This is a genomic window from Pseudoduganella violacea, from assembly GCF_014191875.1.
Lineage (GTDB): Bacteria > Pseudomonadota > Gammaproteobacteria > Burkholderiales > Burkholderiaceae_D > Rugamonas > Rugamonas violacea_A.
The window spans coordinates 25,885-49,843 of record NZ_JACHXD010000019.1; the positions used below are offsets into that span (position 1 = coordinate 25,885).

A 23,959-nucleotide genomic window follows, 5' to 3' on the forward strand; every position below is an offset into this window, starting at 1 on the left:
ATGGCAAGAGTTCACAAGCGTATAGTGTTGACCATAGTCCATGGTCAAGGGTTATTTCATGGTCGGCCCACCGGCCTTTTTCAATGCGAATGTCAAGTTTTCAGAGGAGCAGTTATGCAAATAGGCGACATCGCCCGCCGCGCGGGCGTATCGCGGGACACCGTGCGCTTCTACGAGCGCATGGGCCTGCTGGATGAAGCGACCCGGCCCAACACCACCAACAACTACAAGGTCTATTCGGCAACGGCGTTGCGGCGTATCGAACTGATTGGGCACGGCAAGGCACTCGGCTTTACATTAAAAGAAATCGCCGAAGTGATCCAAGCATGGGAGCAAGACGATCTGGCAACAGAGAACAAGGTCCGGCTAATCCAGGAGAAGATCGAGCAGGTTGACCAGAAAGCGCGATCCCTGGAATTGCTCAGGGCAGGGCTGAACGACGCGCTGATCAAGGTGGAAAGCGGCTGTAACGACGAAGCGTCAGAACACGGACAATACGCCACGACCGCGTGCCGATCACGCTCATGACCGCGTGACATTGGTTTGTCGTGACGAGATCAGAGGCCCGTGACTACCCGCTGGCGGCCGGTCATCGCTGAGCTCGCCTGTCCTGCCTGGCATCGCCCCTCGTTAACTTGACCGCATTGCTGCGCGTTGCACATACCGGTCTACGAAGCCAACCGCCCCGCGACAAGCTCTCTTGTTTCGACGTCGGTATGATATGCAGCATCCCATCCGACAAGGAGAAAGCGATGCTATCAACCGGCTGGTTTTACTGGGCCATGCTGTCGGCCGTGTTTGCGGCATTGACCGCCATTTTCGCCAAGATCGGCATCCAAGGCGTCGACTCGGACCTGGCCACCTTGATCCGCACTGTCCTGATCATGCTCTTGCTATCCGCCTTCGTCGCCTATACGGGCAAGTGGAATAATCCCCTCCACCTTCCCGCCCGCACCTGGCTGTTTCTCACCCTGTCCGCCCTGGCCACCGGCGCCTCATGGGTATGCTATTTCCGCGCCCTCAGCGTCGGCAATGCCACCCAGGTCGCCCCCGTGGACAAGTTCAGCCTCGTTCTCGTGGCCGTATTCGCGGCGCTATTTCTCGGGGAACGTCCATCGCTGCGCGAGTGGCTCGGCATTGCCATGGTGGGAGGCGGCGTTCTGCTGCTCGCATGGAAACGCTGATCACCCAGCGGCGCGGCGTAAGCGCAGCAAGGCAGGCACGCCGGCTCGTCGCCATTTCTCGGCTGTATTCAGACGAACGATCATGAGGGTTCAGCCGACGGCGCGGAACGCGTCATCAATGCCGCTGGCGTACTGTTCATTTGCACGACGATCATTCCAAGCACGATCAACGCAACACCGGCCACCCAGCACACGCTGGCACGTTTAGCCGCCATCCCCATCAGGCCGATGTGCGCGGCAGTTCGCGTATTTCGACCGTACCGCCAGCCTCGTAGGTCGGGTTGCCGATCAGGTATTGCCGTGCCTGGTCGACATCGTCCGCCCGGACACGGATGTAGCCCCGGATGTCGGTAGGCGCCGGCTGGTCACGTCCATGCTGCTTGCACAGCACCCCAGGCCCGATCGCACTGCCACCGTCAAACTGGCCGGATGACTCAAGCGTGAGGATGTATTGCTCCCACCGGTTGGCATCATCGGCAACGGCGTAATCCACAACATCATTGTGCATGAAAAGGATGTAATCGTTCATACCAACTCCTCATATCATTACCCGCGCGGCCTATTCTATCGTGTTCAACAAGGCGTCCACCTGCCAGGCACCGCTGCTCTCAGGCAGCCAGCCTATCCTGCGCCTAGGTAGAGCGGCCTGACACTTTCCGATCCCACGTCGCAGGACGCCTTGTAGAGCGTACCACCTTTATGCGTCAACATCGACCTCCTTGTTTTAAGCGACTAAGTGTGCCTGCCGCCATCGCGTAGTCCGGACTGGCGGCGGCCGCAGGCTGACACCAGCGACTAGACGGCGCCTCCCCCGGGGGTATCTTGGTCTTACCGCGATGATCGCGTGAAGGAGGAAATGATGGGCCTGTTTACCGAACTCTATGCGCTCACACGCCATACCCGGCTGGCCATGCTGGTCACGGCAGACCACGACACCGGACGCATGACGATCTGCGTCATGCCACGCGCGCAACCGGGGGCGCAAACGCCCCTATCCACCGACCTGACCCTGACGGCGACACCGGCCGAATTCGACGCGGACTTTGTGGCGGCGCTCACCGGTTACAGCCGCCAACTGGTTCCGTTGCTGGAACAGGCCGCTGCAGCGTCCAAAGCGCTGGAAGAGGCGAAGCAGACGCCCCAGCGGGCAGCACCTGCACCCCGTGCCAAAGCGTGCAGCACACCGGCCAGTCCCCATGCCAGCACCAGCAGCACTGTCGGCAGCGCCGTCCCGGCGCAAGCAACACCGGCGACCGAGACGCCGCTGGAGAACCCCAACGACGACCCCGACCGCGACTGGATGAAGAACCGCCAGCCTGAATTATTCTGACAAGGAGAGAGCACATGAGCATCACCATTAACAGCATCACCAAACGCTACCGCTACAACGGCATCGCCCTGCCCGCGCCCGCCGGCCTGTCCGACCTGGAAGTGCGCGACCTGCATAGCCTCTTGTACCCGGACCTGGTCAGCGCCGACATCGTCGCCGGCGAGGTGGTGGACGGTGTGCAGGAAATCACCTTCCAGCGTGCCGTCGGCACCAAGGGCTGACGTGCGTTTCGCACAATTCCAGCGGCAGAGCGCCGCGCTGGCCGCCGGCACCGTGGACAGCGCGACGGCGGCCACCGAGCGGGCATTACATCACAGGGAGTGTGTCCGATGCGCCCAGCAATGGAACCAATGTTGCGCCACCTGCCTGAACGCCGCCCGGCACGGGGAACGGCCAACGCGCCATCGCGCGCCACCGGCAAGCCTACCGCCCGTGGCCTGACACCCTTGGCCCTGCCGCTGCTCGCGGCGACCATCCCCTTACAGGTCGCGCCCGCCCAGGGCCGCGCGCGTGTGGCGGCCATTGCCCGGTTCCTTCTCGACGCGGGCGCGGTCACGGCGCGCACCTGGCCTGCGCTCTGCGACGATGCCCTCACCGGCTGCGCGCGCGCCCTGACCGCCTGGCTGCGTCAGCACACCGGTGCGCTGACGTGTTTTTCGCCCTGCTTTGTGCTCGAGCCGCTTGTGCCGCACACGCTACCCGCAGCACAGGCGGGCAGCACCTGTACCGACACCGGCGCGATCAAGGGCATCGCTATCGGCTGGACGACGCACGATGTCTGCCATTGGACCGTCGGGCCGGGACTCGATTATCTGGAGGCGCGCGTCCCCCTGCTGGGCGCGACGGTGCTCGACATCATGGAATGCAAGGGCGGCCAAGTGTATCCCCTCTTCACACCCGCCCTGGCGTTGGACGAGGCATCTTATCTCTACTGGCTGGGCGAAGATGACGAAGCCACCCTGCTGGCGGAAGAGGAGGACGAGGCGGCGCGCGCGGCGCTGCGCGGCGAGATCCCGACGCGCGCGGACATCGACGCCGCCTTTCCGCCATGGGCGCTCTGCTACCGGCGCCAGCGCCTGGCCCTACGGCAGCTCACCCACATCGCCCGGCAGCATCCCTGCCCCTATGTGCGGCGCGCCGCCATGCTGGCCCGTACCCTGCACGCCACACCGACCACCACCGACTACCGCGCCGAAGCGGACGCCCCTTTTACCGGCTATGGAGCCGTGCTGTGCTGGCGGGACGACGACGTCACCGTGCGCATCGCCAACGACCATGCCCAGCTGGCCTGGCAGGATACCTACTGCGACCAGATCGGCCAGGTCCAGTTCGACCTTGCCGCCCCCGAGGCGATGCGCGCCTGGCTGCGCAGGATGCGTCCACAACTGCGCGCCATCGGCCTGCTCGACCAGTTGCTCTGGCATCTGGCGGAACGAGAATAGGACTTCGCAAATAGGAGGTCATCATGCCAGACGCATCGTTCTTCATCCGTCCCGGCGACACCGGCAGCATGCAGCTGTCCTGCGCCGTACTCATTTACCGCGCCACGCAAGGCGGCGCGCGCCAGGCCTATGCCAGCATCCACCCGGTCGACGTTCGCGGCGGCCGGGCGCATCTGCTGGCGGGCAAACCCATGACGCCGCGCGCCGGCCTGCTGCTGGCGCGCGCCTTGGCGCAGCCCGTGGCGCATGACGGTTTTTTGCCGGGCAATGTGCTCTATAGCGATGGCGAAGCCTTGCTCTGGTGGTGCGCGCCCGCGCGGCGCCACATCGCCTTTCGCAGCGACGAGGCGACCATCGGCGAAGCCGGGGCCGTGGTGCCGCATCCGGGCCTGGTCTTCCTCGCGTCCAGCAGCGCCTGGCAGGTGTGGGCACTCAAAGGCCGAGGCCGTCCGACACCGGAGAGCACGCTTTACCAGGCGCCCTACTTCAACGTCAACGGCGACGGTGTGATCTGCCGGGGCAATGTCGCCCTGCCCAACGGCACCACCACGGAACGCATCGCCGCCTGGGAGCGCGCCTTCTTCTCGTCCTTCTTCACCCACCCCAGCGCCTCGCTGCAACTGGTGCGCTACCGGGGCGGCAGCCATGCTTTCTGGCGCGCCCAGCTCGATGGCCGTTTCCAGCGTTTCCCGCAGCGGGTGCTGGTATCGCTGGACGCTACGCTTGGCGTGCTGGCAGCGCGCCTACGCCATGCGCAGGCGCGAGGCGATGGACGTGAAGGATAATGCCGTGGACCAACGCCCCCACCGGATCGACGCGGCTCTGCTGACACGGCGCGTCACCGTGCACCTGGCCGGTGTCGGCGGCAACGGCGCACAGATGGCCGGCTGCCTGGCCAGGCTCGATATCGCCATGCGCGCGCTGGGCCACCCCGATGGACTGCACCTGACAGCCTTCGACCCGGACACCGTGAGCGAGGCCAATGTGGGCAGGCAGCTGTATGGCCCGGCCGATATCGGCCAGCACAAGGCCGTCCTCACCATCACGCGCCTGAACCATTTCTATGGCCTGGACTGGGAGGCCGTGCCCGACACCATCGAATCGACCTGGGAACGAACCGCTCCTTACGGCAACCGGTGCGCCGACTTTCTGATCAGCTGCGTGGACAGCCGCGCGGCGCGCCGGGCCATGCATGCCTTCGCCTTTTCCGGTGAGCACTACCGCTACTGGCTCGATCTCGGCAACCGCGAGGCCGATGGCCAGGTGGTACTGGGCCAACCACCGTCCCATGGCAAGACCGATGCCACGCGGTTGCCCTGCGTGACCGAGCGCTATCCGGAACTGCTCGACGCCACCATGGTCGAGGATACCCGCCCATCGTGTTCCGTGCGCCTGTCGCTGGCCAGCCAGGGGTTGTTCATCAACGACCTCGTGGTACGCTACGGCGCACAACTACTCTACGAGCTGTTTTCAACGGGCGGCCTTAGCAGCCATGGCACCGTGTGCAATCTGGCGACAGGGCGCAGCGCCGCCATGCCGGTGGCCCGCTAGCGTCCGGCCATGGAAACAGCGTTTGGTGCCCGGCCGATCGCCGCCCCGCAGCAAAAAAAGTGCTGCAGGCGCACGTGTTTCACACAACAGGACCACTGTCGCCAAGCGAGAGATGGCGATTTCCCAGGTCGGCCGGGACCCACGCTACCCCTTCCCGGAGCAGGTAGCCGCAGACGGCATTGACCGCCATGCCCGGCGGAATGCTGATCGCGGCATGCCTTCGCTTCATCCCATCGTAGCGGTAGTGGCAGCCAAGACGCACCAAATGCGCCAGGATCTGATCGGAACGATTGCCATCGATGATGGGCAGCTCGAAAAACACACTGATCGTGCCATGCCCGGACTTCAACAGCACGCGCTGGAAAGCGGGCGCGCCGTCATGCGCAACGAATGGCGCCAACACGACGTCACCCCAAGATATGCCGCGCACGAAATAGGGAAAACTCTCCAGCCGATACTGGTCAGCGCCAAGCGAGGTGGCCCACAGCATCTCGCCGCCAATGCTACCGTCGCCATTGCGGTGGCGAAAGAGTACCTTTGCATCTGGATACATGTCGTCGTTCATATGATCGCACTCTGGTGGATGATGCAGCGGGCAGCGTATCCCAGTAGCGAGCCGCCGCTGAGCAGTGCAAGTTTTCAAGCCGAAAAGAACATCCTGCCTCACGCCATTGCAACACACAATGCCGCGCTGCACCGCGTTTCGCCGCGCAAACTCGTCGCGACGCACTCTGCCGCAGCAGGAGCGCTCACCCGCCACGCTGGGACACTACTCATCATCCTGCAGGCTCGGTTGGCAATTCTCCGGAATCAAATCCCAGCCCATCTCACGCCGCACATCATCTTTCGTTGGCGCAGGTTCTTCAGCAGGCATGCGCTGCTCCAGATACTCTCGTACTTTCTTACTCGTTTGAATCGTTATCGGGGTCATGGCTGCAACACCCATCCGTGCGAGGAGAACAACGCCCGCATTTGCGCGGGCACATGGTATGTGTCAGCGACAGCACACCACACCTTTCTACGTACCGGCATCCAACACCAAAAGCGCGGCAGGTCACGCATCGGCGCGCAACCTCCCCACATCCGACTGGCCACCGCGTGGCTGGGTGACGTATTGGCTGTACTTTAGTACAGGATGCTGCCCTCCCCAAAGGCTATCAATTGACATGTCAGTTTCGCGCAACCGCATTGCCGCCACCGCGCACGCATCATACGGCGCGCTGACGGTGAGGTGAGCATTCACCCGTTTGCATGCGCCCCATCGCAGCATCCCTGTTGCCGTCAGCGCGTCGACGCCGCACCGGCCATCTCCTGCGCCAGGAGATGGCATGTCGTTGGAAGCGCCCCGCACACCGCCTAGGCATGCGGACGGGCAGTTCCCCCATTTCTCGCCATTCCCAAGCCATGACTTGCACATTAAGGTCCGCCGCGCAATATCCGTAACAGGTAGTCCCGCGCCGCAATGCGCTCCATGCCCTTTTGCTGCAAATGCGGCAACAGCTTGTTAAACAACTGGCGCCGGTGCAAGCCGGCATCAGAGATATCGCGCCGGTCCGAAAAAAAGTCCATCAGCGTGGAGCCGCATACACAATTGCGATAGGCCTCGACGATGGCCACATTGTTGTCATCAAAGCCTTCCTTCAAGCCCGTCATGCTTTTGCGTATCGACTGCGTCTGCAGCATAAACTCGTCCGCCGTGGCGAACACGCGCCCGCAGGTCTTGCAATGCTTGGGAAAGGCCGAGGCGGCCAACGCCTGCAAACCTTCAAAGAAAAGCTGCTGCTGCATCACGCCTTCTCCTCACGAGCACACCAGCGAACGGCACAGTTACGCGGCACCATCGGCCATCGCCACGCGCGGCGCTCCGTCATGCCCTGCGTCCAATCGCTGTGGTCCCGCTTCGTGCAGCCGGAACGACTCGCGGATGTGTTCGCGCAGCAGGCTGTCATCCCAGGGTTTGGTGATGAACTTGTAGACCGCCCCTTCATTGATGGCCTCGGTCACCGAAGACAACTCGGTATACCCGGAGAGCATGATACGGACGATTTCCGGATGCAGCCCTTTGACACGGCGCAGCAGCTCGGTGCCGGCCATTTCCGGCATCCGCGCATCCGACACGATTACCCCCACAGGATGAATGGCCAGCAATTCCAGCGCTTCCTGTCCCGTACCGGCGCAAAGTATCCGATAGCCTTCGCCGCGCAGCGCCCGCTGCAATGCCGACAGCACGTTCTGCTCGTCGTCGACCAGCAGCAATACCCGCTGCCGTGGCTCGGCATGGCAGCTATCAGGCGGCAACTGCGTGCCGGCCTGCAGCAGCATCCCCATCTCGCTGCCGGCCAATGGGCGGCTAAAGTAGTACCCCTGAATCGCATCGCAGCGGTGGGTGTTGAGAAAGCCCAACTGGCCCTGCGTTTCCACCCCCTCGGCAATCGTGGTCATGTTCAGGGACTTGGCCATCGCGATGATCGACTTGGTCAGCGAAGCCCCATCGACGCTATCGGTCACGTCCCGGATGAAGGACTGGTCGATTTTGACCACATCGATTGGAAATTGCTTCAGATACGATAGGCTGGAGTAGCCCGTCCCAAAATCATCCAGCGACAGCGTCACCCCGATTTCCTTCAATTGCTTCAAATCCCGCACCACCAGCTCCTGGTTTTGCATCAGCAGGCTCTCGGTCAGCTCCAGCTCCAGGCATTGGGCCGGCACGCCGCTATCGGCCAGCACCGCGCGCACCAGGTCCGGCATGTTCATCTGGCGAAATTGCCGCGCCGAGACGTTGACAGCCATGGTCAAATGCGGAAAGCCACCGCCATGCCAGGCGTGCAGTTGCGCACACGCCGTGCGCAACACCCACTCGCCAATCGGAATAATCAGGCCCGTCTCCTCGGCCAAGGGAATGAAGCGGTCCGGCGGCACTTGGCCAATGTCCGGCCGGCGCCAGCGCAGCAGCGCCTCCATCCCGTAGATTTGTCCGCCATTGAGATCGACCTTGGGCTGGTAATGCAGTTCCAGTTCGCCACGCGCCAGCGCCTGGTGCAAGGCATGCTCGATATCGGCGCGCTCCTCCATCAGCACCCCCATCTTGGGATGATAGAACTGATAGCAGTTGCGGCCCTTGTCCTTGGCGCTGTACAGCGCCGCATCGGCCGTCTTGAGCAGTATTTCACCGGTATCCCCATCGGCGGGAAACTCGCTGACGCCGATGCTGGTGCTGATATGCAGGGAGTGTTCACCCAACAGGAAGGGCTCGATGAACATGGACAGCACCTTTTGCACCACGTCCTCGGCTGTGCGCGTATCGACCAGGTCGGCCAGCAGGACCACAAATTCATCGCCCCCCAGGCGGGCCACCGTATCGCCTTCGCGCACGGCCATCTTGAGCCGGCTGGACACAGCCTGCAATAGCGCATCGCCGACGGGATGGCCATAGCTGTCGTTGACGAACTTAAAACGGTCCAGGTCCAATACCAGCGTGGCCAGGTGCAGTCCCGTGCGCCGGGTACGGGCAATGGCCTGGCTGATACGGTCATGCAGCAGGTTGCGATTGGGCAGACCGGTCAAGGCGTCATGGTTGGCCAGGTACTCGATGCGCAATTCCTGCTGCTTGCGCTCGGTAATGTCCTGCACCGTTCCCCGGATCAGCGCGAGACGCCCGCTTTCATATACCGCCTCGGCCTGATGGAAGACGATGCGTGTTTCCCCGTCGGGCTGCAGCACCCGGTGCTCCAAGCCATAGCTGCCGGCGCCGGCGTGCAAGCCCATGAAGGCATCGAGCAGCTGCGGCCGCTGGTCTTCCGGCAAGCACGCCAGCAGACGGTCGAAACTGGCGGGGCTGGTATCGGGCGCCACGCCCAGGATGCGCAGCAATTGGGGCGACCAATAGCCCGCACCGGTATCGATACGGTATTCCCAATTGCCCAGGCGGGCCAGTGCTTGCGCGTGGCTGAGGCTCTCCTGGACGCGGGTCAGTTCCGCCAATGCCCTGCTCGCGCGCAGCAAATAGCGCATCCGGTGCGCCAGCAAGCGCCACTGCATGGGTTTGGCAATGAAGTCGCTGGCGCCCGCCGCCAATGCCTGCCCGATGGACGCGTCATCATCGTTGCTGGTCAGAACCACAATGGGAACGTGCGCCCCACCCGGCAGCCTCCGCAACTGCTCACAACATTCAAAACCACTCATGCCGGGCATGGTGACGTCGAGCAAAATCAGATCAGGCGCTCCGTATTGGAAGCTGGTGATGGCCTCCTCTCCGCTGACCGCCTCCGCCAGTCGGAACCCCTCCGGCTCCAACGCTTCAGTCACCAAGATGCGGGTCATGGCGTCGTCATCGACCACCAGTACCAGGGGCTGCGGCAAGGCTTGTGATGTCATAGCGTTTCCCTTTCAATCGCCAGGGCGGCAAGTACCCGGTCGAGTTCTTCCTGGACGCCTCGCAGGCGCGCCAGCGCGCTGTCCACGTCATTGCCACGCGCGTACTGTTCGATGTCCCGGCAGGTTCCCGACAAGCCCAGCGCGCCCACGTTGGCGCAGCTCGATTTGAGCGTATGCGCGGCCAGCCGCAACGCCTCCGTGTCGCTGGCCTCGGCCGCCACCTGCAATTGCCCGACCAGGCGCGGCGCGTCACTGTAAAACAGATCGATGATGCGGGCGAGCACATCGGGACGGCCGGGGCGGCGCATCGCGCGCAGTTTTTGCAGCGCCGCCTGGTCGAGAATGGGGGCCGACTCGGCCGCGACGGCGGGATGCGCCGGCACACCGGTAGGCACCGCCGGCGCACCAGCCTCGGGCGCCGCAGCGGCAGGCGCAAGGGACCAGCGCGACAAGCATGCCAGCAGGGCCGCGCGGGTATAGGGCTTGGCGATGTAATCGTCCATGCCTGCGTTCAGGCATTGTTCACGGTCGCCCAGGATAGCATTGGCCGTCAACGCGATGACTGGCGTGCGGGGCCGGCCAAGCTCGGCTTCCCGCTGGCGCAAGCGGCCAGTCGCCTCAAAACCATCCATCTCGGGCATCTGGCAATCCATCAGGATCACGTCAAATTCCTGATGCTGCCAGAGCGCCAGCGCGTGCCGCCCGTTGTCGGCCAGCGTCACGCAATACCCCGTTTCCTCCAGCATGGCCAAGGCAATCTCCTGGTTGATGGCATTGTCCTCCACCAACAGCAAACGTACGTCCTGCTGGTGCTCCCGCTCGGGCGCGGGCGTAGGCGCCGGTTGCGGCAATGGCGCTGCAATGCCCATGACCATCTCAATACAGTGTTGCAGTTCGTGCAGCCGCACCGGTTTGGTCAGGCAACAATCCGCCCCCAAGGCCAGCACCTGGCGCAGATCGGCCGAGGCGTCGAGTGAACTGAGCATGATGATTTTCAGCGCGGCCAAGCTGGCATCAGCCTTCATCACCCGCACCAGCTCCGTGCCATCCATGACCGGCATCCGCATATCGACGATCGCCAGGTCAAAGGATCGTCCGCTTAGCTGCGCCATGCGCAGCAGGGCCAGAGCCTGCGCCCCGTCGGCAGCGCTGCTGGCCGCCATCTGCCAGCCGATCGCATGCTGCAGCAGGATCTCCCGGTTCGTCGCGTTATCGTCCACGATCAGCACATTCACGCCACCGAAGGCGGTGCGCATCTCCCCTACCGGGACCGCCGGCGGCGGCTCCGCCTCCAGGGCGACCGTCACCGCAAAGGTCGAGCCACGCCCCGGCTCCGATGTGAGGGCGATGGCGCCGCCCATCATCTCCGCCAATTGCTTGATGATGGCCAGACCCAACCCCGTGCCGCCGTACTTGCGGGAGGTGGTACTGTCGGCCTGGCGGAAAGGCTCGAAAACCGCCGCCGCCGCTTGCGCCGTCATGCCGATGCCGGTGTCGGACACTTGCAGGCAGATGCGCCCCGTGCCGGCGCAATCGACTGCCACGGCAATCTCGCCGCGTTCGGTGAATTTGGTGGCGTTATTGAGCAGGTTGGTCAGGATCTGGCGCAGGCGCACCGGGTCACCGCGCACATGCTGCGGCACATCGGCGGCCATGCGGCAGGTGAATTCGATGCCCTTGCGCTGAATGCCATCGGCAAACAGCGCCACGACGTCGTCAACGAGCTGGCGTAAGTCAAAGGCAATCTGTTCCAGCACCAGTTTCCCCGCTTCAATCTTGGAGAAGTCCAGGATATCGTCGATGATGCTCAGCAGGCTTTCCCCCGAACGGTGCACGGTCTGGACGAAGCGCTGCTGCCTGGGGTTGAGCTCGGTACGCTGCAACAGCTCCGTCATGCCCAGCACACCGTTCATGGGTGTGCGTATTTCGTGGCTCATCTTGGCCAGAAAGTCCGACTTGGCACGGTTGGCCGCATCGGCCTCGGCCTTGGCTTGCTGGAGCGCGATATCGCGCTGCTCAACGTTGTCCAGCATGCCATTGAAGCCATTGATCAGCACGCCCAGCTCATCGTGGCCGTGTTGTCGGACGCGCACCGACAAATCCTGGCCACCGCGAATGTGCGCGATGGCCTCGGACAGGCGTGCCAGCGGCCTGGCAATCGAGAGTCCGATCAAGCCCGTCGCCACGACACCGGCCAAGAGAAGCGCCAACGCGATCCCGAGGATCAGCACGAAGGAGTGCCGAACCCGCTCCAGGACGTCAGCCACCGCATTGTTTTGCTCCTGGCTGATACCCGCGACCTGCTGCTCCGTATAGGCGACCTGTTGCCGCTCGAAAGCGCGCACGTGTTCAATGGCCTTGTCCAGCGCGCTCTGGCTTGCCAACACCGCGCTCTTGGCGCGGACAAACTGTGCGACCGCGTGCTGCGCCGTGTCCAGGAATCGCTCGATGGCCGCCGTCTCGGTCAGCAAGCCGTTTTGCCCGAGACTACGCAACAGCGTCTGCATTGCCGCCACGTCGCGGTGCACGGCATCAAGCCGGTACGCCATGTCCCGCTGCAGCGCTGCGACCGCGGGGGCGGCATCACTGAGCATGACTTCGCCGACATCAATGTTGATGGTATTGACAGCGAGGTTGATTTCCCCGCTGGCGTCTTCGATACGGGCCGATATTTGCATGTAGCGGCTGGCCGCCGCCAGCCTGTCGCGCCCGACCGCCAGCTGCAATTCGATGGGATCGCGCTCCTCGGCCAAGCGCCGATTGGCCGCTGCCAGTGCACCGGCAAGCTGCTGGCGGAGCGCGAGATAGGCCGGCTCCAACGCATTGTTGGCAAACAGATCAGCCCGTAGCGCCAACAGACCGGTATGGGGGGCCAGCAGCGTGCGCGCCGTATCGCGCAACGACACCCGCAGCGCTTGCTCAACGTCGCCGACATTGCTCGGCTTCTCGTCGGACAGATGCGCCACCGCCGCAGCCAGGCGTTCGCGCAAGGGCGCGATCCGGTAGCGGTTTTTCACCGCATCGCTCTCGGCCATGGCAATGCGCATGTCCTGGATGCTCTTGCGCAGCTCGGCCAGGTACAGGGCGCGCTGGTTCAAGCGCTGGCTCTCCTGCTGCACTTCGGCGGCGGCGGCCTGGGCCTGGGCGTCGACCTGGCGTATTTGGCGGCGTGCCGATTGGGCAGATCGTTCGATCCGCCCGAGTACCTGGCGAATGGCGGCGGCCTGCTCCTTATAGTCGGCCACATTGGCCAGGCGTCGCTGGACCACTTGGCGCATGGTGCGGTATTCCTGCGCGAAAGCGATGTGGTAGCGCGGCGTATCGCGTTCGCCCCGCTGCTGCAAGCGGTTGCTGATGGTTTCGGCGATGTTCAGATTGGTCGCAATCTGCCCTGACACCTGCGCCAATTGCTCCATGTTCTCGGCCTTGCCGAGTTCAAAAAAATCCGATGCCATCTCCTGCACCGCGTAGCGCAGGCGTAGCGCATCCGTATGCAAGGGCACGGTCTGCCCGGTCAGACGGTAGACGTGGGCCTCGATGCTCTTGACCACCAACAAGCTGGCCGCCGCCATCACCGCCACCCCTGCCAACAGGATGGCGGTACTGGTGACCAGCTTGGTCTTGATTTTCACCAGACACTCCAACGCAAGAGCAGTGGCCCGCAGGCCAGCGCCGGCCCTGTATGCAAAAGACTACTTGTCACGAGGTGCCACCCCGACGGGAACAATCTTGCCATCGACAATGCGGGTCAGGAACACGGCCGTCGACGCCTGGTGATTGTCCGGGCGCAGCGTCAGTTGCAGGCCGCCGATATCGAACCGGTCGAACGCTTCAAAGCTCTGGAGCAAGCGCTCGCGCGTCAACCCGGCCCCGGCCTGCAGCAGCGCCGCCACCATCGCCCTGGCGGCAATACACCCCTCAAAATTGACAAAGGAGAGCCGGGCATCTGGCACCTGCTTGGCCAATACGGCGGCGCAGTCGTCAGCGATGGGAAGGGTGCGATCATCGGGCAGCGGGACTACTTGGGAGATCAGTATGCCGTTGCCTTCGGTTCCCAGCAGTTGGAGCAAGCTGTCGGTACCGACGAAGGAAACCGTCGCCAGGCGGGCGTTCAATCCCGCTTGGTTCGCCTCGCGCACAAACGCCGCCACCGGCGTGTACGGTCCGACCATCACCACCACCTCCAGCTGTTTGCCAATCAAGGCCGCCAGCGCGGCTTTGACCGCCGTCGTGCCACGCTGGAAGGATCCCTTGGCCACCAGTGCAAGGGAACGCCGCTGTAACGCCCGTTCGGTGCCGCCCAGCACGGCCTGACCGAAGCCGTCATCCTGGTACATGACGCCAAAGCGCTTGACGCCGCGGCTGACGAAATAGTGCACCAGCGCGTCCGTCTCGTCGTCATAACTGGCGCGGAAGTTGATGATTTCTCGAACCACTGGCTGGCGCAAGGCCATCGCACCCGTAAACGCCCCAACCAGGGGCACCTTCATTTCCTGGACGATGGGAATGACGGCGTTAGTGGTGGGCGTCCCCACATAGCCAAACAAGGAAAACACCTGCTCCTGCTCGATCATCTTGAGGGTTTGGTCGACGGCCCGGTCGGGGTCGTAGCCATCGTCGGCGACGACCAACTCGATGCGCCGGCCATGGACACCACCACGGTGATTGACGTCCTCAAAGACCGCGGTGGCCCCCTCCAGCATGGATCGCCCCAGGCCTGAGGCCGCACCGCTCTGCGCATTGACCATGCCCAGGCGGATCTGCGTGTCGCTGACACCGGGTTCGCCCGCGTGACTGGCGGTGGCCACCAGTATGCCAGCCAGCAAGCAACAGCCCAGCCACGATCCCATGAGTAGCCTCCGTTACTTTCGCTTCATGTCAACATGCGTGAGAACAATGCCGAGTATGGCAAAAATTGTTTCTCAAAAACTCACACATCGTCACATGCGTGGTCATCACCCCGTGGCCGCCCGTTTTGTGGCCATGAACGTCAAGCCGCTACAAGGCCACGGATCACCGATTTCCCCTTCCAAAAAAGGGTTGGCGTCAAGTTTTTTTGTGCCATAGCGCAGGACATCTACTGCCGCACGCGGAGCAGATGGCCCGCTTTATCGTTGGCTACCGCTGTACGACGGTGTGGCCTAGGCACCACGACCCCGTCTTGCGACATCGAGCGTGTGGCATCAGACAAGCTGATAGCCGGCTCCAGTCCTGTTCCTACACCGTGGGAACGCTAGCCGCCTTCCCCTTGGTTTAGCGTCCACCCGTTTTCCAGGGGCATAATGGAGGAACGATGTGGCCGGCGACGGCGAGGCATATGCAGGACAATGTTTCTGTCGTCCTATGTCATTTGCTGCGCAAGATGGCGCACTTACCCCATTTGGAGGATAACGATGCCGTCCAGAAATATTGATGGCTATGAGGTCGAGTTCACTGGCGAATTACTGGAAGGCAGCGAGCAATGGGGGGCGTACGTTTCCATCTTCGCGCCTTCCGTCAATCCGATGCATATGACGCATATCTATCCTAAGCGGCGCGTGTCGGCAGACCTTGTCCTTATGGATCAGCACGCCGCTGAAGCGGAAGCCGAACGCGCCGCAACCATCATCCTGCAAGAACTGCGTTCCTAGCACTGGGTACTGTGTACCCGACCTTCCCATGCCACAAAATGAGCGGGAGTAAGGATGTCATGAGGTGAAGCTACGCCATACCATGGCATTGCCCTGCAACGCGCCACGCAGGCCGCGGCCAAAAAATGAGACGACTCCACAGAGTCGTCTCCACGTACACCAAACATCCCGCGCGCGCCATATCGACTGCGTCTTGGCGCGTTTCCGACACTTACCTGCCCGCTTGCGCTTTTCTGATTGCGGCCCGGCATTCCCCCGATGACGCGGCAATATCGGACACACAGCGTGCGCCTGGGTTTTCTCTAGACGCCTTCGGCGCCGTCCCTTAGCGGTATACCGTCCTCGCCGCATCGCAGCGCGCGCACTGATAGCCTGTCTCCCACATGCTGGCCGCCATCCTGTTGGCCGCCAGCGGCGCCGGCATTGTCTGCCTGCCGGCAACAAACGCCGCGTAGCCACTGCGGTACAGACGGTCAAATGCCTGTTCGAGCGCCGCCACGGTGTCCAGGCAAAGCGGGTGATACGCCAACCGCGCCCGCTCCAATCCCACCACATCCGCCTGCCCCTCGGCCATCTCTATCTCCTCCATCACGCCCTCCCGATCACTTCATCCACAACGCACCGAAGGTGCGCCAGCGCGGTTGGCCCTGGCCCGGTTTCATCGACACCGCCATAGCGGTAGCAGATATCCTTGGCCGAACACATGCGCCCCGTGACCAGATTGCAAAAGCAGATACAGGTACGGTCCGTGCGGATAAACGGCGTACCGTCGCGTGCACGCAGGCATTGACCAGGGCGCATCGCTTCCAGGCGCACGACCTGGGGGTCGGCGCCACACTCGTGAGCGCCACCGGCAGCGACTGCACCGGCCACGTCCATCAGATTTCGTTTCATTTCATCCTCCAACAGCACAAGCAGTATCCCGTTCCCCACACTTGCCATTGCCCGCCTCCCTCACCACTGATGCGTGCCGCAGCGCCGTACCGGCAGTTGAACAGGCCCAATTTCATGCCTATCATGATTGCCAACCGTTTGCGCTGCCGCAGGCACTGGCGTAGGCGGCGCACACGACCTGGGAGGGTGCCAGCACGGCACAGGACTATGCTGAGATTGGGACAACACATTCGACTGACATCGCGGGAGATCGCCTACTTCACCTACCTCACCGATATCGAACCGGTGGGGATCAAGACGCTGGACGACCTCGATGCCTACATCCGGCGCTGCAAGCGCCATTACTGGGGCCACTCGCCGCAGACCCGCCAGTTGCATCGTCTGATCGACGAAGCCCTGGCGAGCTGCATGGCATCCATCCAGGCCAGCGCTTAACCGGCCTTGCTGCGTCGCGCGGCGCCCTTCTCTTGCGCCGGCATGGCGGCGCCATTCCGGTCAGCGCTGCCGCTGCGCCGGATCTTGCTCAACTGGCCGACGGCCGGTTCCGCGTCCGGTGCAACGCAGGCTTCCCCGGCCACACCGCAAAAGCGGACCGCCTTGCGTAGCCATGCACACGGCACGACAAACACGCCATGCAGCAACGCGCGCACCAGAAACCCCATCCTGCGCGCCCGTGCAATACGGGCCTTCTCCCGCCGCAGCGTCTGGCGGCAGCGCAGGTACAGGCCCGGGTGCCGGGCTTTCGCCGCTTCATCCTGATCCAGGTAGGTGATCAACTCGGCCGCCGTGGCCGGATCAGCCACCCGCCGGTAGAATTCACCCCACACCCGTGCTTCGTCGCGGTCGGTATGCCGTTCCCGTTTCGTGCCACGGGCACTATTTTCTCTGTCCATGATGTTCTCCCAAAAGAAACGCGGGAGCATCCGTCCCCGAAGCGGGAACCGTCTGTTCCCGCCGCATTGCCATTCATTGCACAGCCATCCTTTCCCGCTCAGGAAACCTGCCCCTTGCGCATCGGATGGGACTTAACATCATCACGCTCGGTGGTATGCAGACCACTATTCATATGCCCGCAGTCGCGGCAGAACACCCGCCAATGCAGGTACATGTACTGCTCGTCCCGCTCCTCCCAGCAGCGGTAGTGCGCGTCGGTGCTGGGGCATTTCGGGCAGACGTCCCGATAACACACCTCGCCCTCGGGTTCCTCCGGCGCAGCACGGTTCGTTTGTCCTTCCACAGCGTTCATGATGATGCTCCTTCCGCTTGTACCGTCCAGCCCCAGAGGCTGGCCGCCTTGCAAGGCTGACGACGGGGCGCGGCCAACAAGGCAGCGCGCTGGCGCGGCAGTTGGCCCATCGCCATGGGGTGGCGCGCCACAGCGCTGGCACGGCGGATTGACCGGCAGTGCCTGCCGACACTGTCCGACCAGGACCGCACCAGGGCCGACACGCGACGGCGCAGGCCAGGGCGCCTTTTCCGTCCACCGACCAGCATGCACGGTGCCGTGGGTACTGTTGCTACGTTGATCGCTTGCGACATGGTGGTTCTCCTTAATAAAAATGGAGACACCTCTTCCCCATTGCGGGGAAGCCGATGTCCCCGCGAATACGGCGCCAGGTGGCGGCGCCATAGGGTGGATGCGTAGCGAGCTGCGCAAGGGCGGCCGCGAGGTTCATCAGAACCTGGGCCGCAATCTGTAGAAGCGAAAAAAGCGAGGGCTTCCCACGAAACAGGCCATCGAACACGCCTATCCCGATCACGTCTGACCGGCGTCAGACTTGCTACAGTCGCCAGGGGCGACATGACCGGCATGCAGCGCCGGTCTTCTCAAGGACGGGTAACGACCGCAACGCCTACGGTGATGTCACCGAAGGATCCTGCGCACATGCCGCGATGGCAAGGCACAGGAGCAATGTGAGAGCGATTCTCACAGTCAGCGTCTTCATTCTTGCATCAGCCGCACACCAATACAAGATCGCCTCCCCTTCGCGTTCACGGGAATCGTATTGCCGCCAGCAGGGTTGGCTCGGGTCTGGTCACTGACAATCCATGGTTCGCGTCTGCCGCTGACCTTGCCGCCCAGCGGCACGACACACCGGTGGGCATCACAACTGCTCCGCCGGCGCATCCAGCCGAAAAGGTGCCACCCTGGCATTGGCTTCATTGCGTTGCAGGAATGCACTCCAGCTGACCCCAAAACCATCGAGCAGCGCCATCGCTTCGCTTTCCGAGACAAAGGGGACATCCAGTTCCATCGCATCAAATAGCAGAGAAAACCGGTAACCCGCGCCCTCGCGGCTAGCATGTCGAATGGCGGATATTTTCGACGTATTGACCACCGCACTACCTAATTGCCGCCATGTACCGTTCGCCATCATCGACCTCCTTCCCCTCGCCTTGCTGTCTTACCCATGATGCGTAATGATTCGATCACTTTCAAGTTGAAATTTATAACAGGCCACCATCCCGGCAGCGGTGCTTATCCTCCTGGCGCTCTCTGGGCGGCCCCATCTGCGATGTCGGGTCCGCACCATGGCCTGGCCGTGGCACCGTTTGCGCAGCCAGGGTCAAGGCCAGAGCGCGCTGGACAGGCGCAACCGCACCGTGACACAGTCTGCATTGTGACCGGTGGGCGGGGGAATCGCGACATGCTGGGAAAAGCGCTGACGGGCGCTGTCTGCCGGCACCGCTTGACCTGAAGAAGACCACCCGCACACAACTGGAAGGCAATGCCCCATGAATACGACACCGGGCAGCGACGTGACAAGTAGACGTCTTCATGTTGCATGCACTGCAACCCGATCTATCATGCAGAAGCCATGCTCACCCATCAGAGGAGCAAACAGTATGACGACCTATCAGCAATATCAAGAGGAAATCGCACGCCTGCGGCGCCTGGCCGACGCCGCCAGGCAGGTGGACATTGCCCGCGCACGGGAGCAGATTCTGGACATCATGCGCGCGCACGGTTTGCAAGCCGCCGATCTGGACGTTGGCATGCCATCCTCTGGCACACGCCGCAGGCGTCCAACCGTCCAGTACCGGAATGCGGCGGGTGAAATCTGGCATGGCCTCGGTCGCATGCCCAAATGGCTTGCCGGCAAGAACAAGGCAGACTACCTCGTGCGATAGGCCGGGCAGCCATCGCGACGACCCCGCTCAGGAAACGACGCGATTATCGGCATTCGTTCGGATACCCCGTCCTGCTACCGCCATGGCACGGTGCGGACGCCGTCCAACACGCCAGCCGCCCCTTCGCGCGTGCCGCCTGTCTCACCATTGACGGCTGCGGGCAGGAATGGCTTTCCCGAAACAGCCAGCGATCCGACACATCCCAAGCAGTGCAACGATTCAGGAAGGCAACTGAATTGGACGCGTCTGGATATATATTCTAGTGCCAGAATATGGGCATGATGCACATCACCGATTCCGAACTCCTGCTACTGGGTCTCGTCGCCGAGATGCCTCGCCACGGCTATGAGCTGGAACAGAACATCGACACACGGGGCATGCGCGAGTGGACACAGGTCGCCTTCTCCTCGATCTATTTCGTGCTGGGGAAACTGGAGAAAGGCGGACTGGTTCTGGCCGAAGCGCCTATCAACGCGAAAGCGCGAAAGACATTCTCGATCACGGCGGCAGGCCGCGAGGTGCTGCTTGAACAGACCCTCGCCGCCCTTGGCGCCTATCGCCCCACCTTTTCTTCGCTCCTGCTGGGCATGGTCCACTGGCCCATCTTGTCGCGCAAGGCGGCGCTCGATGCGTTGGCCGCGCGCCTGTCTTCGGTCAGCGCGGAGGTTGAACGGCTCGAAGGTCTGCGCCGGCAGCGCCAGCCGATGCCCGACCATATCGAACTCCTGTTTGATTTTTCAGCCACCCAACTGGCCGCGGAGCACACTTGGATCACCACCACTTTGGACTATATGAGGAACAAGCCATGGCCGACACAGCAATGATTGACCTGACAGAAAACCGCGCCATGCTCGGCGCGCTGTATGCGCCCCCGACAGGCCATTTCAGCGTCGTTGATGTGCCCACACTCCCGTTCGCGGTTCTCGATGGCGAAGGGCCACCTGAACAGCCATCCGTCGCGGCGGTCGTAAAAACGCTTTACACGGCCATCTATCCCATACGGCGTGAAGCGCGCAAGCGTATGGGAAAGTCGTTTGTCGAGCCGCCGGTAGAACTGCTCTACTGGGCCGACGACATGCGCGACTTTGCCGCCGGCCATCGGGAAAAGTGGCACTGGCGCGCGCAAATCACCCTGCCGGTGTGGGCCGACAGGCAGCGTCTGGCGGCATCCGTCAGCGACATGCGCGGCGAGCTGGGCGAGGCAGCGGCCCCGCGCTGGGAAGCCATCGCCGAGGGGACGTGCGTGCAGATCCTGCATGTCGGCCCAACAGCCGACCTCCCGGCGCTCCTGGCGCAACTCTACGGCGCGTATCTGCCGCAGGAGGGGCTGGCGCCAGCGGGGCCCTATCACGAAATCTATCTCAACGATTGGCGCCGCGTCGCTCCCGCGCAGCGCAAGATCATTCTGCGGCAACCCGTCGGCCAGTCTGGATAAGCCATCAGGACATCATCGCGGCGGCCACCCGCATCGCGACCGGCGCGCTGGCGTAATGGCTTGGGCAGCGCGGCCATCGGGCCGCCGTCAATCGGGCCGACGCGGCTGAGATAGCGTAGCATCGTTGCCGCTTGCCACCACCTGCAGCTCAATGATCTGGTTCAAGATGAAGAACTGCTCCGCCAGGTCTTCCGGTCGGGCTCCGGGCCACCCCTCTGCGGCGCAATACTCCTCTTCATTGCGGAGCAAAATCAACTTCGCCAAATCGACTTTAGACGGGCACTTCCTTTGCACACTCTCAAAGCGAATCACCTGGCCATCAGACTGTCTGTAGGAGATCATCCATCGTTTCAGCGAATTGTGCATATCAGCCCCCTTGAGCGTTAGACACCACACGCCGCTGGTGGATGCCGGTTTGAACCATGGTATGCGAGATTGGCATCGACATTCTCACCGTTAACCACAACACCACTGAACATGGGCAACAAGCCAGGCAGGCCACCAGTACAACCTGAACATGCCCGGAAAGCTGGAGAGCGAGGGTGGTAGAACATTCCTGGATGTGGCGTTCTCGCGACACAACGGTTCAGGGCACCTGGTTGGCGACCCCGCGCTCTGGCGGTAGATCCTGCGCCTGGCCCAGCAACTGTTCATAGGCGACCTGAAAGTCACCGCGCTCTTTGCCGTAGGGAAGAAGGGATTTCCTTCCAGCGCGCGTGGCCGCAACAATGGAGGACGTATTGGCCTGGTTGCGCAGCACGAACGGCCGGTCCTGCGCACATGCCTTGTAAAACGCATCGGCGGCCTGCCGTGGATCGGCAAACTCGGTGCCACGCTGGCCACTACGGGCGATGACCGTATAGGTCGCACCGTGGCAGCCCGACACGATCGGATCATTCAAAAACACCATCATGCTCCCCCTGCGTGTTAGATGGGGCGCGCAGCACCAGACGCACCAAGGATTCTCCGCTCAGTAATCTTATCCCGCCCGCGCCGAGATGACCATACACGGCCGCACCGCTCTTGCCCGTATGCACGAACAGACCGCCGTCATAGCCCTGCTGCCGGATCACCAGCGCAAACTGCCCAACATGCTGTTCCCGCACATGGGCACGGTAGCGCTTGACCTGCAGCGCATACCAGCCCAGCTTCGGCAGCCAGACCACGCCATCGATCCCGCCATCGCCGCTATAGCGCCGGTTGCGCAACACGAACAGGCCCGCATCCTCCAGCGCCGAGAGCACCACCTCCTCAAACACCAAGGGGTCGACCTGGCGCAAGTAGCACAGGCAGCGCGGCACCCTACCCGCCCCGGTAAAGCCGCGCACCTTGCGCAAGATGCGCCTGGCGACCCGCACATGGTGGCGATGCAAGGGCCGTTGCGCCAGACGCCAGGCGTTACACAGGCGCGAAGCGAGGCGGATCACCCACCGGGCCAGCATGGCCATCGGACCAGGTTGCGGTGCACCGACGATCTGGCGCGTAGCGCGGGGCGGGCGCCGCGCCGATGGCGCCGTCACCGGTTGTGCCGGCGCCAATGCTGCAGCGGGTGCGACAGGCGGTTCCGGCCGCCGAGAAGGCTTCGGTATCATGGCGCCTCCTGATGCGCTTGATCGAGCGGTTGCTGCGACACGCCACGGGGCGAGCCGAGATAGGCATTGCTGATCTGCGGACGATGGTGGCCCAGCTGCTCGGCCACCTGCCGGTAGGCTTCCTTGAGCGCGTCGGCGTCGACCTGAGGTTCGCCGCCCTGCACCGGCGCTTTCACCTGCGCGATATCGAAGAACAGATCACCGGCGAACTGGTGGCGCAGCCCGTGCGGGGTGACGCCCAACTGCTTTCTCGTCAGACCCACCTGGCGCACCACGTTGGAGAACAGGTCGAGCGACTGCTTGAGGGTCAGGCCGGGACGGCCGATGTGGCCGTGCTTGCTGCGCACCAGCGCCCGGGCCTCGTCCAGCGCGTACTGTTGCACCGGGGTACGCACCGCCGCATAGCGCAAGCGGCCGCCCTTGGTGCCGCGTTCAATGGTCAGGAAGCTGACATAGCGTTCCCCCACCCGATGGCCGGCCGGCAGCGCGTAGGCCGGCACCTCGGCTGCGTCCGGGCAGAACATCACCGCTTCTTTGCGCCGCAAGCCGAAGGCCATCATCAGACGCAGTTGCGTGCCCACATGCCGGTCGATGGCGCTTACGCGTGCGATCATCGCGTCCACGTCCACACCGTTCGCTTCCCAGCTGCGGTCGCGCGTGGCGCTATAGCTGCGCGCCACCAGCTTGGGGTCTTTCGCATAGTGCGCCGTGCCCTGCACCAGGCCGGCCTTGCCGATCCACTGCGCGTAGACGCGCAGGAAACTCAACTGTTGCTGGATATAGGCCGCGCTGAAGGGCTTAGCCAGTTGCGGCGCGATGCGGTGCGTCCCCTGCCCGCCCGCCGGCAGCGGCTGCGCCGTCCAGTAGGCCATGAGCGCGTCGATATGGCGCGACGACAGATTACGCGGCCGGGTCCGAAATCCCAGCTGCTGCAAGAGCACGAAGATGCGGAAAAGCCCCTGCCTGCGCGCGTCGCGCGTCGCATATGCGATGACCTTGCTACGCACCGCATGCCGCTCATTGTGCTGATCGATGATCTGTGCCAGTTCCTTCTTCCAGTACTGCTCCCCCATTGCGTTCTCCCACGTTGTCATGCCTTGTCCTGACCTCTCCCGCGCCCATACGATCAGCGCGCGCATGCGGCAGCCGAGCGCCCGGCCGGAACCGGGACGACGAACAAGGTCTTTGCAGCGAACGACGCACACCACTGCCAGCGCACGCCTCATTGCGGCCAGTGTCATGCGGACCGCCGCGCCGGCCCTTGCGCCGACGGTCCTGGGGAAACCACCCACCACGGTGCCGCCCCCATTGCGGCGCCGTGCTCGGATAACGATGTTTGCGGTGAAGCGTGGTGTCTTAAAAATGCTGATGCGATAGCGGAGTGGGTTTCAC

Annotated in this window: 28 protein-coding genes; 13 read left to right on the top strand and 15 right to left on the bottom strand. The window is 63.1% G+C overall.

Annotated elements, in window-relative coordinates:
- The first annotated feature begins 114 nt into the window (after positions 1-114).
- Complete coding sequence (locus FHS03_RS23830; RefSeq protein WP_183443396.1) at positions 115-528, top strand: MerR family transcriptional regulator; 414 nt, start codon at positions 115-117, stop codon at positions 526-528.
- A 224-nt stretch (positions 529-752) separates the two neighbouring features.
- Entirely contained in the window at positions 753-1,184 is a 432-nt protein-coding gene (locus tag FHS03_RS23835) for an EamA family transporter (RefSeq protein ID WP_183443397.1), read from the top strand.
- Between the two features lie 220 nt (positions 1,185-1,404).
- Here the strand turns inward: FHS03_RS23835 and FHS03_RS23840 are convergent, their stop codons facing one another.
- A complete protein-coding gene (locus FHS03_RS23840; RefSeq protein ID WP_183443398.1) occupies positions 1,405-1,713 on the bottom strand; it encodes a hypothetical protein in 309 nt (102 codons plus the stop codon).
- A 327-nt stretch (positions 1,714-2,040) separates the two neighbouring features.
- Between FHS03_RS23840 and FHS03_RS23845 the strand changes: the two genes are divergently transcribed.
- The 5 genes from FHS03_RS23845 to FHS03_RS23865 all read left to right on the top strand — a co-directional run bounded on the left by FHS03_RS23845 (position 2,041) and on the right by FHS03_RS23865 (position 5,507).
- Positions 2,041-2,514 carry a PRTRC system protein E gene (locus tag FHS03_RS23845; RefSeq protein ID WP_183443399.1) on the top strand — a complete coding sequence of 158 codons (474 nt, stop codon included), beginning with the start codon at positions 2,041-2,043 and terminating at the stop codon, positions 2,512-2,514.
- A gap of 14 nt (positions 2,515-2,528) precedes the next feature.
- Positions 2,529-2,735: a PRTRC system protein C gene (locus FHS03_RS23850; protein WP_183443400.1), complete on the top strand. Its 207-nt coding sequence runs from the start codon at positions 2,529-2,531 to the stop codon at positions 2,733-2,735.
- 120 nt (positions 2,736-2,855) lie between these two features.
- Positions 2,856-3,956, top strand: coding sequence for a PRTRC system protein F (locus tag FHS03_RS23855; RefSeq protein WP_183443401.1), 1,101 nt, complete (start codon positions 2,856-2,858; stop codon positions 3,954-3,956).
- A gap of 23 nt (positions 3,957-3,979) precedes the next feature.
- Positions 3,980-4,741 carry a PRTRC system protein B gene (locus FHS03_RS23860; RefSeq protein ID WP_183443402.1) on the top strand — a complete coding sequence of 254 codons (762 nt, stop codon included), beginning with the start codon at positions 3,980-3,982 and terminating at the stop codon, positions 4,739-4,741.
- A gap of 4 nt (positions 4,742-4,745) precedes the next feature.
- On the top strand, positions 4,746-5,507 hold the full coding sequence (locus tag FHS03_RS23865) for a PRTRC system ThiF family protein (protein ID WP_371871767.1): 762 nt from the start codon (positions 4,746-4,748) through the stop codon (positions 5,505-5,507).
- Positions 5,508-5,586: 79 nt separating this feature from the next.
- Here the strand turns inward: FHS03_RS23865 and FHS03_RS23870 are convergent, their stop codons facing one another.
- Entirely contained in the window at positions 5,587-6,072 is a 486-nt protein-coding gene (locus FHS03_RS23870) for a DUF4265 domain-containing protein (RefSeq protein ID WP_183443404.1), read from the bottom strand.
- Here FHS03_RS23870 and FHS03_RS23875 point away from each other — a divergent pair, their 5' ends adjacent.
- Positions 6,073-6,636: a hypothetical protein gene (locus FHS03_RS23875; protein WP_183443405.1), complete on the top strand. Its 564-nt coding sequence runs from the start codon at positions 6,073-6,075 to the stop codon at positions 6,634-6,636.
- Between the two features lie 287 nt (positions 6,637-6,923).
- Here FHS03_RS23875 and FHS03_RS23880 read toward each other — a convergent pair whose 3' ends face one another.
- Genes FHS03_RS23880 through FHS03_RS23895 form a run of 4 tightly spaced genes read right to left on the bottom strand, consistent with a single transcriptional unit; the run spans position 6,924 to position 14,734 of the window.
- On the bottom strand, positions 6,924-7,295 hold the full coding sequence (locus tag FHS03_RS23880) for an oxidoreductase (RefSeq protein ID WP_183443406.1): 372 nt from the start codon (positions 7,293-7,295) through the stop codon (positions 6,924-6,926).
- A 39-nt stretch (positions 7,296-7,334) separates the two neighbouring features.
- The gene (locus tag FHS03_RS23885; RefSeq protein WP_183443407.1) at positions 7,335-9,884 is read right to left on the bottom strand and encodes an EAL domain-containing protein; all 2,550 of its coding nucleotides are present in this window, start codon (positions 9,882-9,884) and stop codon (positions 7,335-7,337) included.
- A complete protein-coding gene (locus tag FHS03_RS23890; RefSeq protein WP_183443408.1) occupies positions 9,881-13,516 on the bottom strand; it encodes a response regulator in 3,636 nt (1,211 codons plus the stop codon). The genes FHS03_RS23885 and FHS03_RS23890 overlap by 4 nt, the downstream gene beginning before the upstream one ends.
- 60 nt (positions 13,517-13,576) lie before the next feature.
- On the bottom strand, positions 13,577-14,734 hold the full coding sequence (locus tag FHS03_RS23895) for an ABC transporter substrate-binding protein (RefSeq protein WP_183443409.1): 1,158 nt from the start codon (positions 14,732-14,734) through the stop codon (positions 13,577-13,579).
- 543 nt (positions 14,735-15,277) lie between these two features.
- Here FHS03_RS23895 and FHS03_RS23900 point away from each other — a divergent pair.
- Entirely contained in the window at positions 15,278-15,514 is a 237-nt protein-coding gene (locus FHS03_RS23900) for a hypothetical protein (RefSeq protein ID WP_183443410.1), read from the top strand.
- A gap of 325 nt (positions 15,515-15,839) precedes the next feature.
- On the opposite strand, the gene FHS03_RS23905 is transcribed toward FHS03_RS23900, so the two are convergent.
- Entirely contained in the window at positions 15,840-16,103 is a 264-nt protein-coding gene (locus tag FHS03_RS23905; RefSeq protein ID WP_183443411.1) for a hypothetical protein, read from the bottom strand.
- The gene (locus FHS03_RS23910) at positions 16,103-16,408 is read right to left on the bottom strand and encodes a hypothetical protein (protein WP_183443412.1); all 306 of its coding nucleotides are present in this window, start codon (positions 16,406-16,408) and stop codon (positions 16,103-16,105) included. The genes FHS03_RS23905 and FHS03_RS23910 overlap by 1 nt, the downstream gene beginning before the upstream one ends.
- Before the next feature lie 207 nt (positions 16,409-16,615).
- Here FHS03_RS23910 and FHS03_RS23915 point away from each other — a divergent pair, with 207 nt between their 5' ends.
- Positions 16,616-16,843 (top strand): hypothetical protein, encoded by a 228-nt coding sequence (locus FHS03_RS23915; RefSeq protein ID WP_183443413.1) that lies wholly within the window; start codon positions 16,616-16,618, stop codon positions 16,841-16,843.
- Here the strand turns inward: FHS03_RS23915 and FHS03_RS23920 are convergent.
- The 3 genes from FHS03_RS23920 to FHS03_RS23930 form a co-directional block, all read right to left on the bottom strand.
- Positions 16,840-17,301 (bottom strand): hypothetical protein, encoded by a 462-nt coding sequence (locus tag FHS03_RS23920; RefSeq protein WP_183443414.1) that lies wholly within the window; start codon positions 17,299-17,301, stop codon positions 16,840-16,842. The two genes, FHS03_RS23915 and FHS03_RS23920, sit on opposite strands and share 4 nt — an antisense overlap.
- A 98-nt stretch (positions 17,302-17,399) precedes the next feature.
- Positions 17,400-17,654 (bottom strand): hypothetical protein, encoded by a 255-nt coding sequence (locus FHS03_RS23925; RefSeq protein ID WP_183443415.1) that lies wholly within the window; start codon positions 17,652-17,654, stop codon positions 17,400-17,402.
- An 859-nt stretch (positions 17,655-18,513) separates the two neighbouring features.
- Positions 18,514-18,786 (bottom strand): hypothetical protein, encoded by a 273-nt coding sequence (locus FHS03_RS23930; protein ID WP_183443416.1) that lies wholly within the window; start codon positions 18,784-18,786, stop codon positions 18,514-18,516.
- Between the two features lie 469 nt (positions 18,787-19,255).
- Here FHS03_RS23930 and FHS03_RS23935 point away from each other — a divergent pair, with 469 nt between their 5' ends.
- From FHS03_RS23935 to FHS03_RS23945, 3 genes are all read left to right on the top strand, one after another.
- Positions 19,256-19,540, top strand: coding sequence for an H-NS histone family protein (locus tag FHS03_RS23935; protein ID WP_183443417.1), 285 nt, complete (start codon positions 19,256-19,258; stop codon positions 19,538-19,540).
- 278 nt (positions 19,541-19,818) lie between these two features.
- Positions 19,819-20,364: a PadR family transcriptional regulator gene (locus FHS03_RS23940; RefSeq protein WP_229426380.1), complete on the top strand. Its 546-nt coding sequence runs from the start codon at positions 19,819-19,821 to the stop codon at positions 20,362-20,364.
- Positions 20,346-20,975, top strand: coding sequence for a GyrI-like domain-containing protein (locus FHS03_RS23945; protein WP_183443418.1), 630 nt, complete (start codon positions 20,346-20,348; stop codon positions 20,973-20,975). Before FHS03_RS23940 ends, FHS03_RS23945 begins: the two co-directional genes overlap by 19 nt.
- An 87-nt stretch (positions 20,976-21,062) precedes the next feature.
- Here the strand turns inward: FHS03_RS23945 and FHS03_RS23950 are convergent, their stop codons facing one another.
- The 4 genes from FHS03_RS23950 to FHS03_RS23965 all read right to left on the bottom strand — a co-directional run bounded on the left by FHS03_RS23950 (position 21,063) and on the right by FHS03_RS23965 (position 23,661).
- A complete protein-coding gene (locus FHS03_RS23950; protein ID WP_183443419.1) occupies positions 21,063-21,341 on the bottom strand; it encodes a hypothetical protein in 279 nt (92 codons plus the stop codon).
- 220 nt (positions 21,342-21,561) lie between these two features.
- Positions 21,562-21,888, bottom strand: a complete 327-nt coding sequence (locus FHS03_RS23955; protein ID WP_183443420.1) for a hypothetical protein — start codon at positions 21,886-21,888, stop codon at positions 21,562-21,564.
- On the bottom strand, positions 21,869-22,567 hold the full coding sequence (locus FHS03_RS23960; RefSeq protein ID WP_183443421.1) for a restriction endonuclease: 699 nt from the start codon (positions 22,565-22,567) through the stop codon (positions 21,869-21,871). The genes FHS03_RS23955 and FHS03_RS23960 overlap by 20 nt, the downstream gene beginning before the upstream one ends.
- Complete coding sequence (locus tag FHS03_RS23965; RefSeq protein WP_183443422.1) at positions 22,564-23,661, bottom strand: integrase domain-containing protein; 1,098 nt, start codon at positions 23,659-23,661, stop codon at positions 22,564-22,566. Before FHS03_RS23965 ends, FHS03_RS23960 begins: the two co-directional genes overlap by 4 nt.
- Between the last annotated feature and the right edge of the window lie 298 nt (positions 23,662-23,959).

Coding starts and splice junctions, on each gene's coding strand:
- FHS03_RS23830 (WP_183443396.1), top strand. CDS start 115: ATGCAAATAGGCGACATCGCCCGCCGCGCGGGCGTATCGCGGGACACC.
- FHS03_RS23835 (WP_183443397.1), top strand. CDS start 753: ATGCTATCAACCGGCTGGTTTTACTGGGCCATGCTGTCGGCCGTGTTT.
- FHS03_RS23840 (WP_183443398.1), bottom strand. CDS start 1,713: ATGAACGATTACATCCTTTTCATGCACAATGATGTTGTGGATTACGCC.
- FHS03_RS23845 (WP_183443399.1), top strand. CDS start 2,041: ATGATGGGCCTGTTTACCGAACTCTATGCGCTCACACGCCATACCCGG.
- FHS03_RS23850 (WP_183443400.1), top strand. CDS start 2,529: ATGAGCATCACCATTAACAGCATCACCAAACGCTACCGCTACAACGGC.
- FHS03_RS23855 (WP_183443401.1), top strand. CDS start 2,856: ATGGAACCAATGTTGCGCCACCTGCCTGAACGCCGCCCGGCACGGGGA.
- FHS03_RS23860 (WP_183443402.1), top strand. CDS start 3,980: ATGCCAGACGCATCGTTCTTCATCCGTCCCGGCGACACCGGCAGCATG.
- FHS03_RS23870 (WP_183443404.1), bottom strand. CDS start 6,072: ATGAACGACGACATGTATCCAGATGCAAAGGTACTCTTTCGCCACCGC.
- FHS03_RS23875 (WP_183443405.1), top strand. CDS start 6,073: ATGATCGCACTCTGGTGGATGATGCAGCGGGCAGCGTATCCCAGTAGC.
- FHS03_RS23880 (WP_183443406.1), bottom strand. CDS start 7,295: ATGCAGCAGCAGCTTTTCTTTGAAGGTTTGCAGGCGTTGGCCGCCTCG.
- FHS03_RS23885 (WP_183443407.1), bottom strand. CDS start 9,884: ATGACATCACAAGCCTTGCCGCAGCCCCTGGTACTGGTGGTCGATGAC.
- FHS03_RS23895 (WP_183443409.1), bottom strand. CDS start 14,734: ATGGGATCGTGGCTGGGCTGTTGCTTGCTGGCTGGCATACTGGTGGCC.
- FHS03_RS23900 (WP_183443410.1), top strand. CDS start 15,278: ATGCCGTCCAGAAATATTGATGGCTATGAGGTCGAGTTCACTGGCGAA.
- FHS03_RS23905 (WP_183443411.1), bottom strand. CDS start 16,103: ATGGAGGAGATAGAGATGGCCGAGGGGCAGGCGGATGTGGTGGGATTG.
- FHS03_RS23910 (WP_183443412.1), bottom strand. CDS start 16,408: ATGAAACGAAATCTGATGGACGTGGCCGGTGCAGTCGCTGCCGGTGGC.
- FHS03_RS23915 (WP_183443413.1), top strand. CDS start 16,616: ATGCTGAGATTGGGACAACACATTCGACTGACATCGCGGGAGATCGCC.
- FHS03_RS23920 (WP_183443414.1), bottom strand. CDS start 17,301: ATGGACAGAGAAAATAGTGCCCGTGGCACGAAACGGGAACGGCATACC.
- FHS03_RS23925 (WP_183443415.1), bottom strand. CDS start 17,654: ATGAACGCTGTGGAAGGACAAACGAACCGTGCTGCGCCGGAGGAACCC.
- FHS03_RS23930 (WP_183443416.1), bottom strand. CDS start 18,786: ATGATGGCGAACGGTACATGGCGGCAATTAGGTAGTGCGGTGGTCAAT.
- FHS03_RS23935 (WP_183443417.1), top strand. CDS start 19,256: ATGACGACCTATCAGCAATATCAAGAGGAAATCGCACGCCTGCGGCGC.
- FHS03_RS23940 (WP_229426380.1), top strand. CDS start 19,819: ATGATGCACATCACCGATTCCGAACTCCTGCTACTGGGTCTCGTCGCC.
- FHS03_RS23945 (WP_183443418.1), top strand. CDS start 20,346: ATGGCCGACACAGCAATGATTGACCTGACAGAAAACCGCGCCATGCTC.
- FHS03_RS23950 (WP_183443419.1), bottom strand. CDS start 21,341: ATGCACAATTCGCTGAAACGATGGATGATCTCCTACAGACAGTCTGAT.
- FHS03_RS23955 (WP_183443420.1), bottom strand. CDS start 21,888: ATGATGGTGTTTTTGAATGATCCGATCGTGTCGGGCTGCCACGGTGCG.
- FHS03_RS23960 (WP_183443421.1), bottom strand. CDS start 22,567: ATGATACCGAAGCCTTCTCGGCGGCCGGAACCGCCTGTCGCACCCGCT.
- FHS03_RS23965 (WP_183443422.1), bottom strand. CDS start 23,661: ATGACAACGTGGGAGAACGCAATGGGGGAGCAGTACTGGAAGAAGGAA.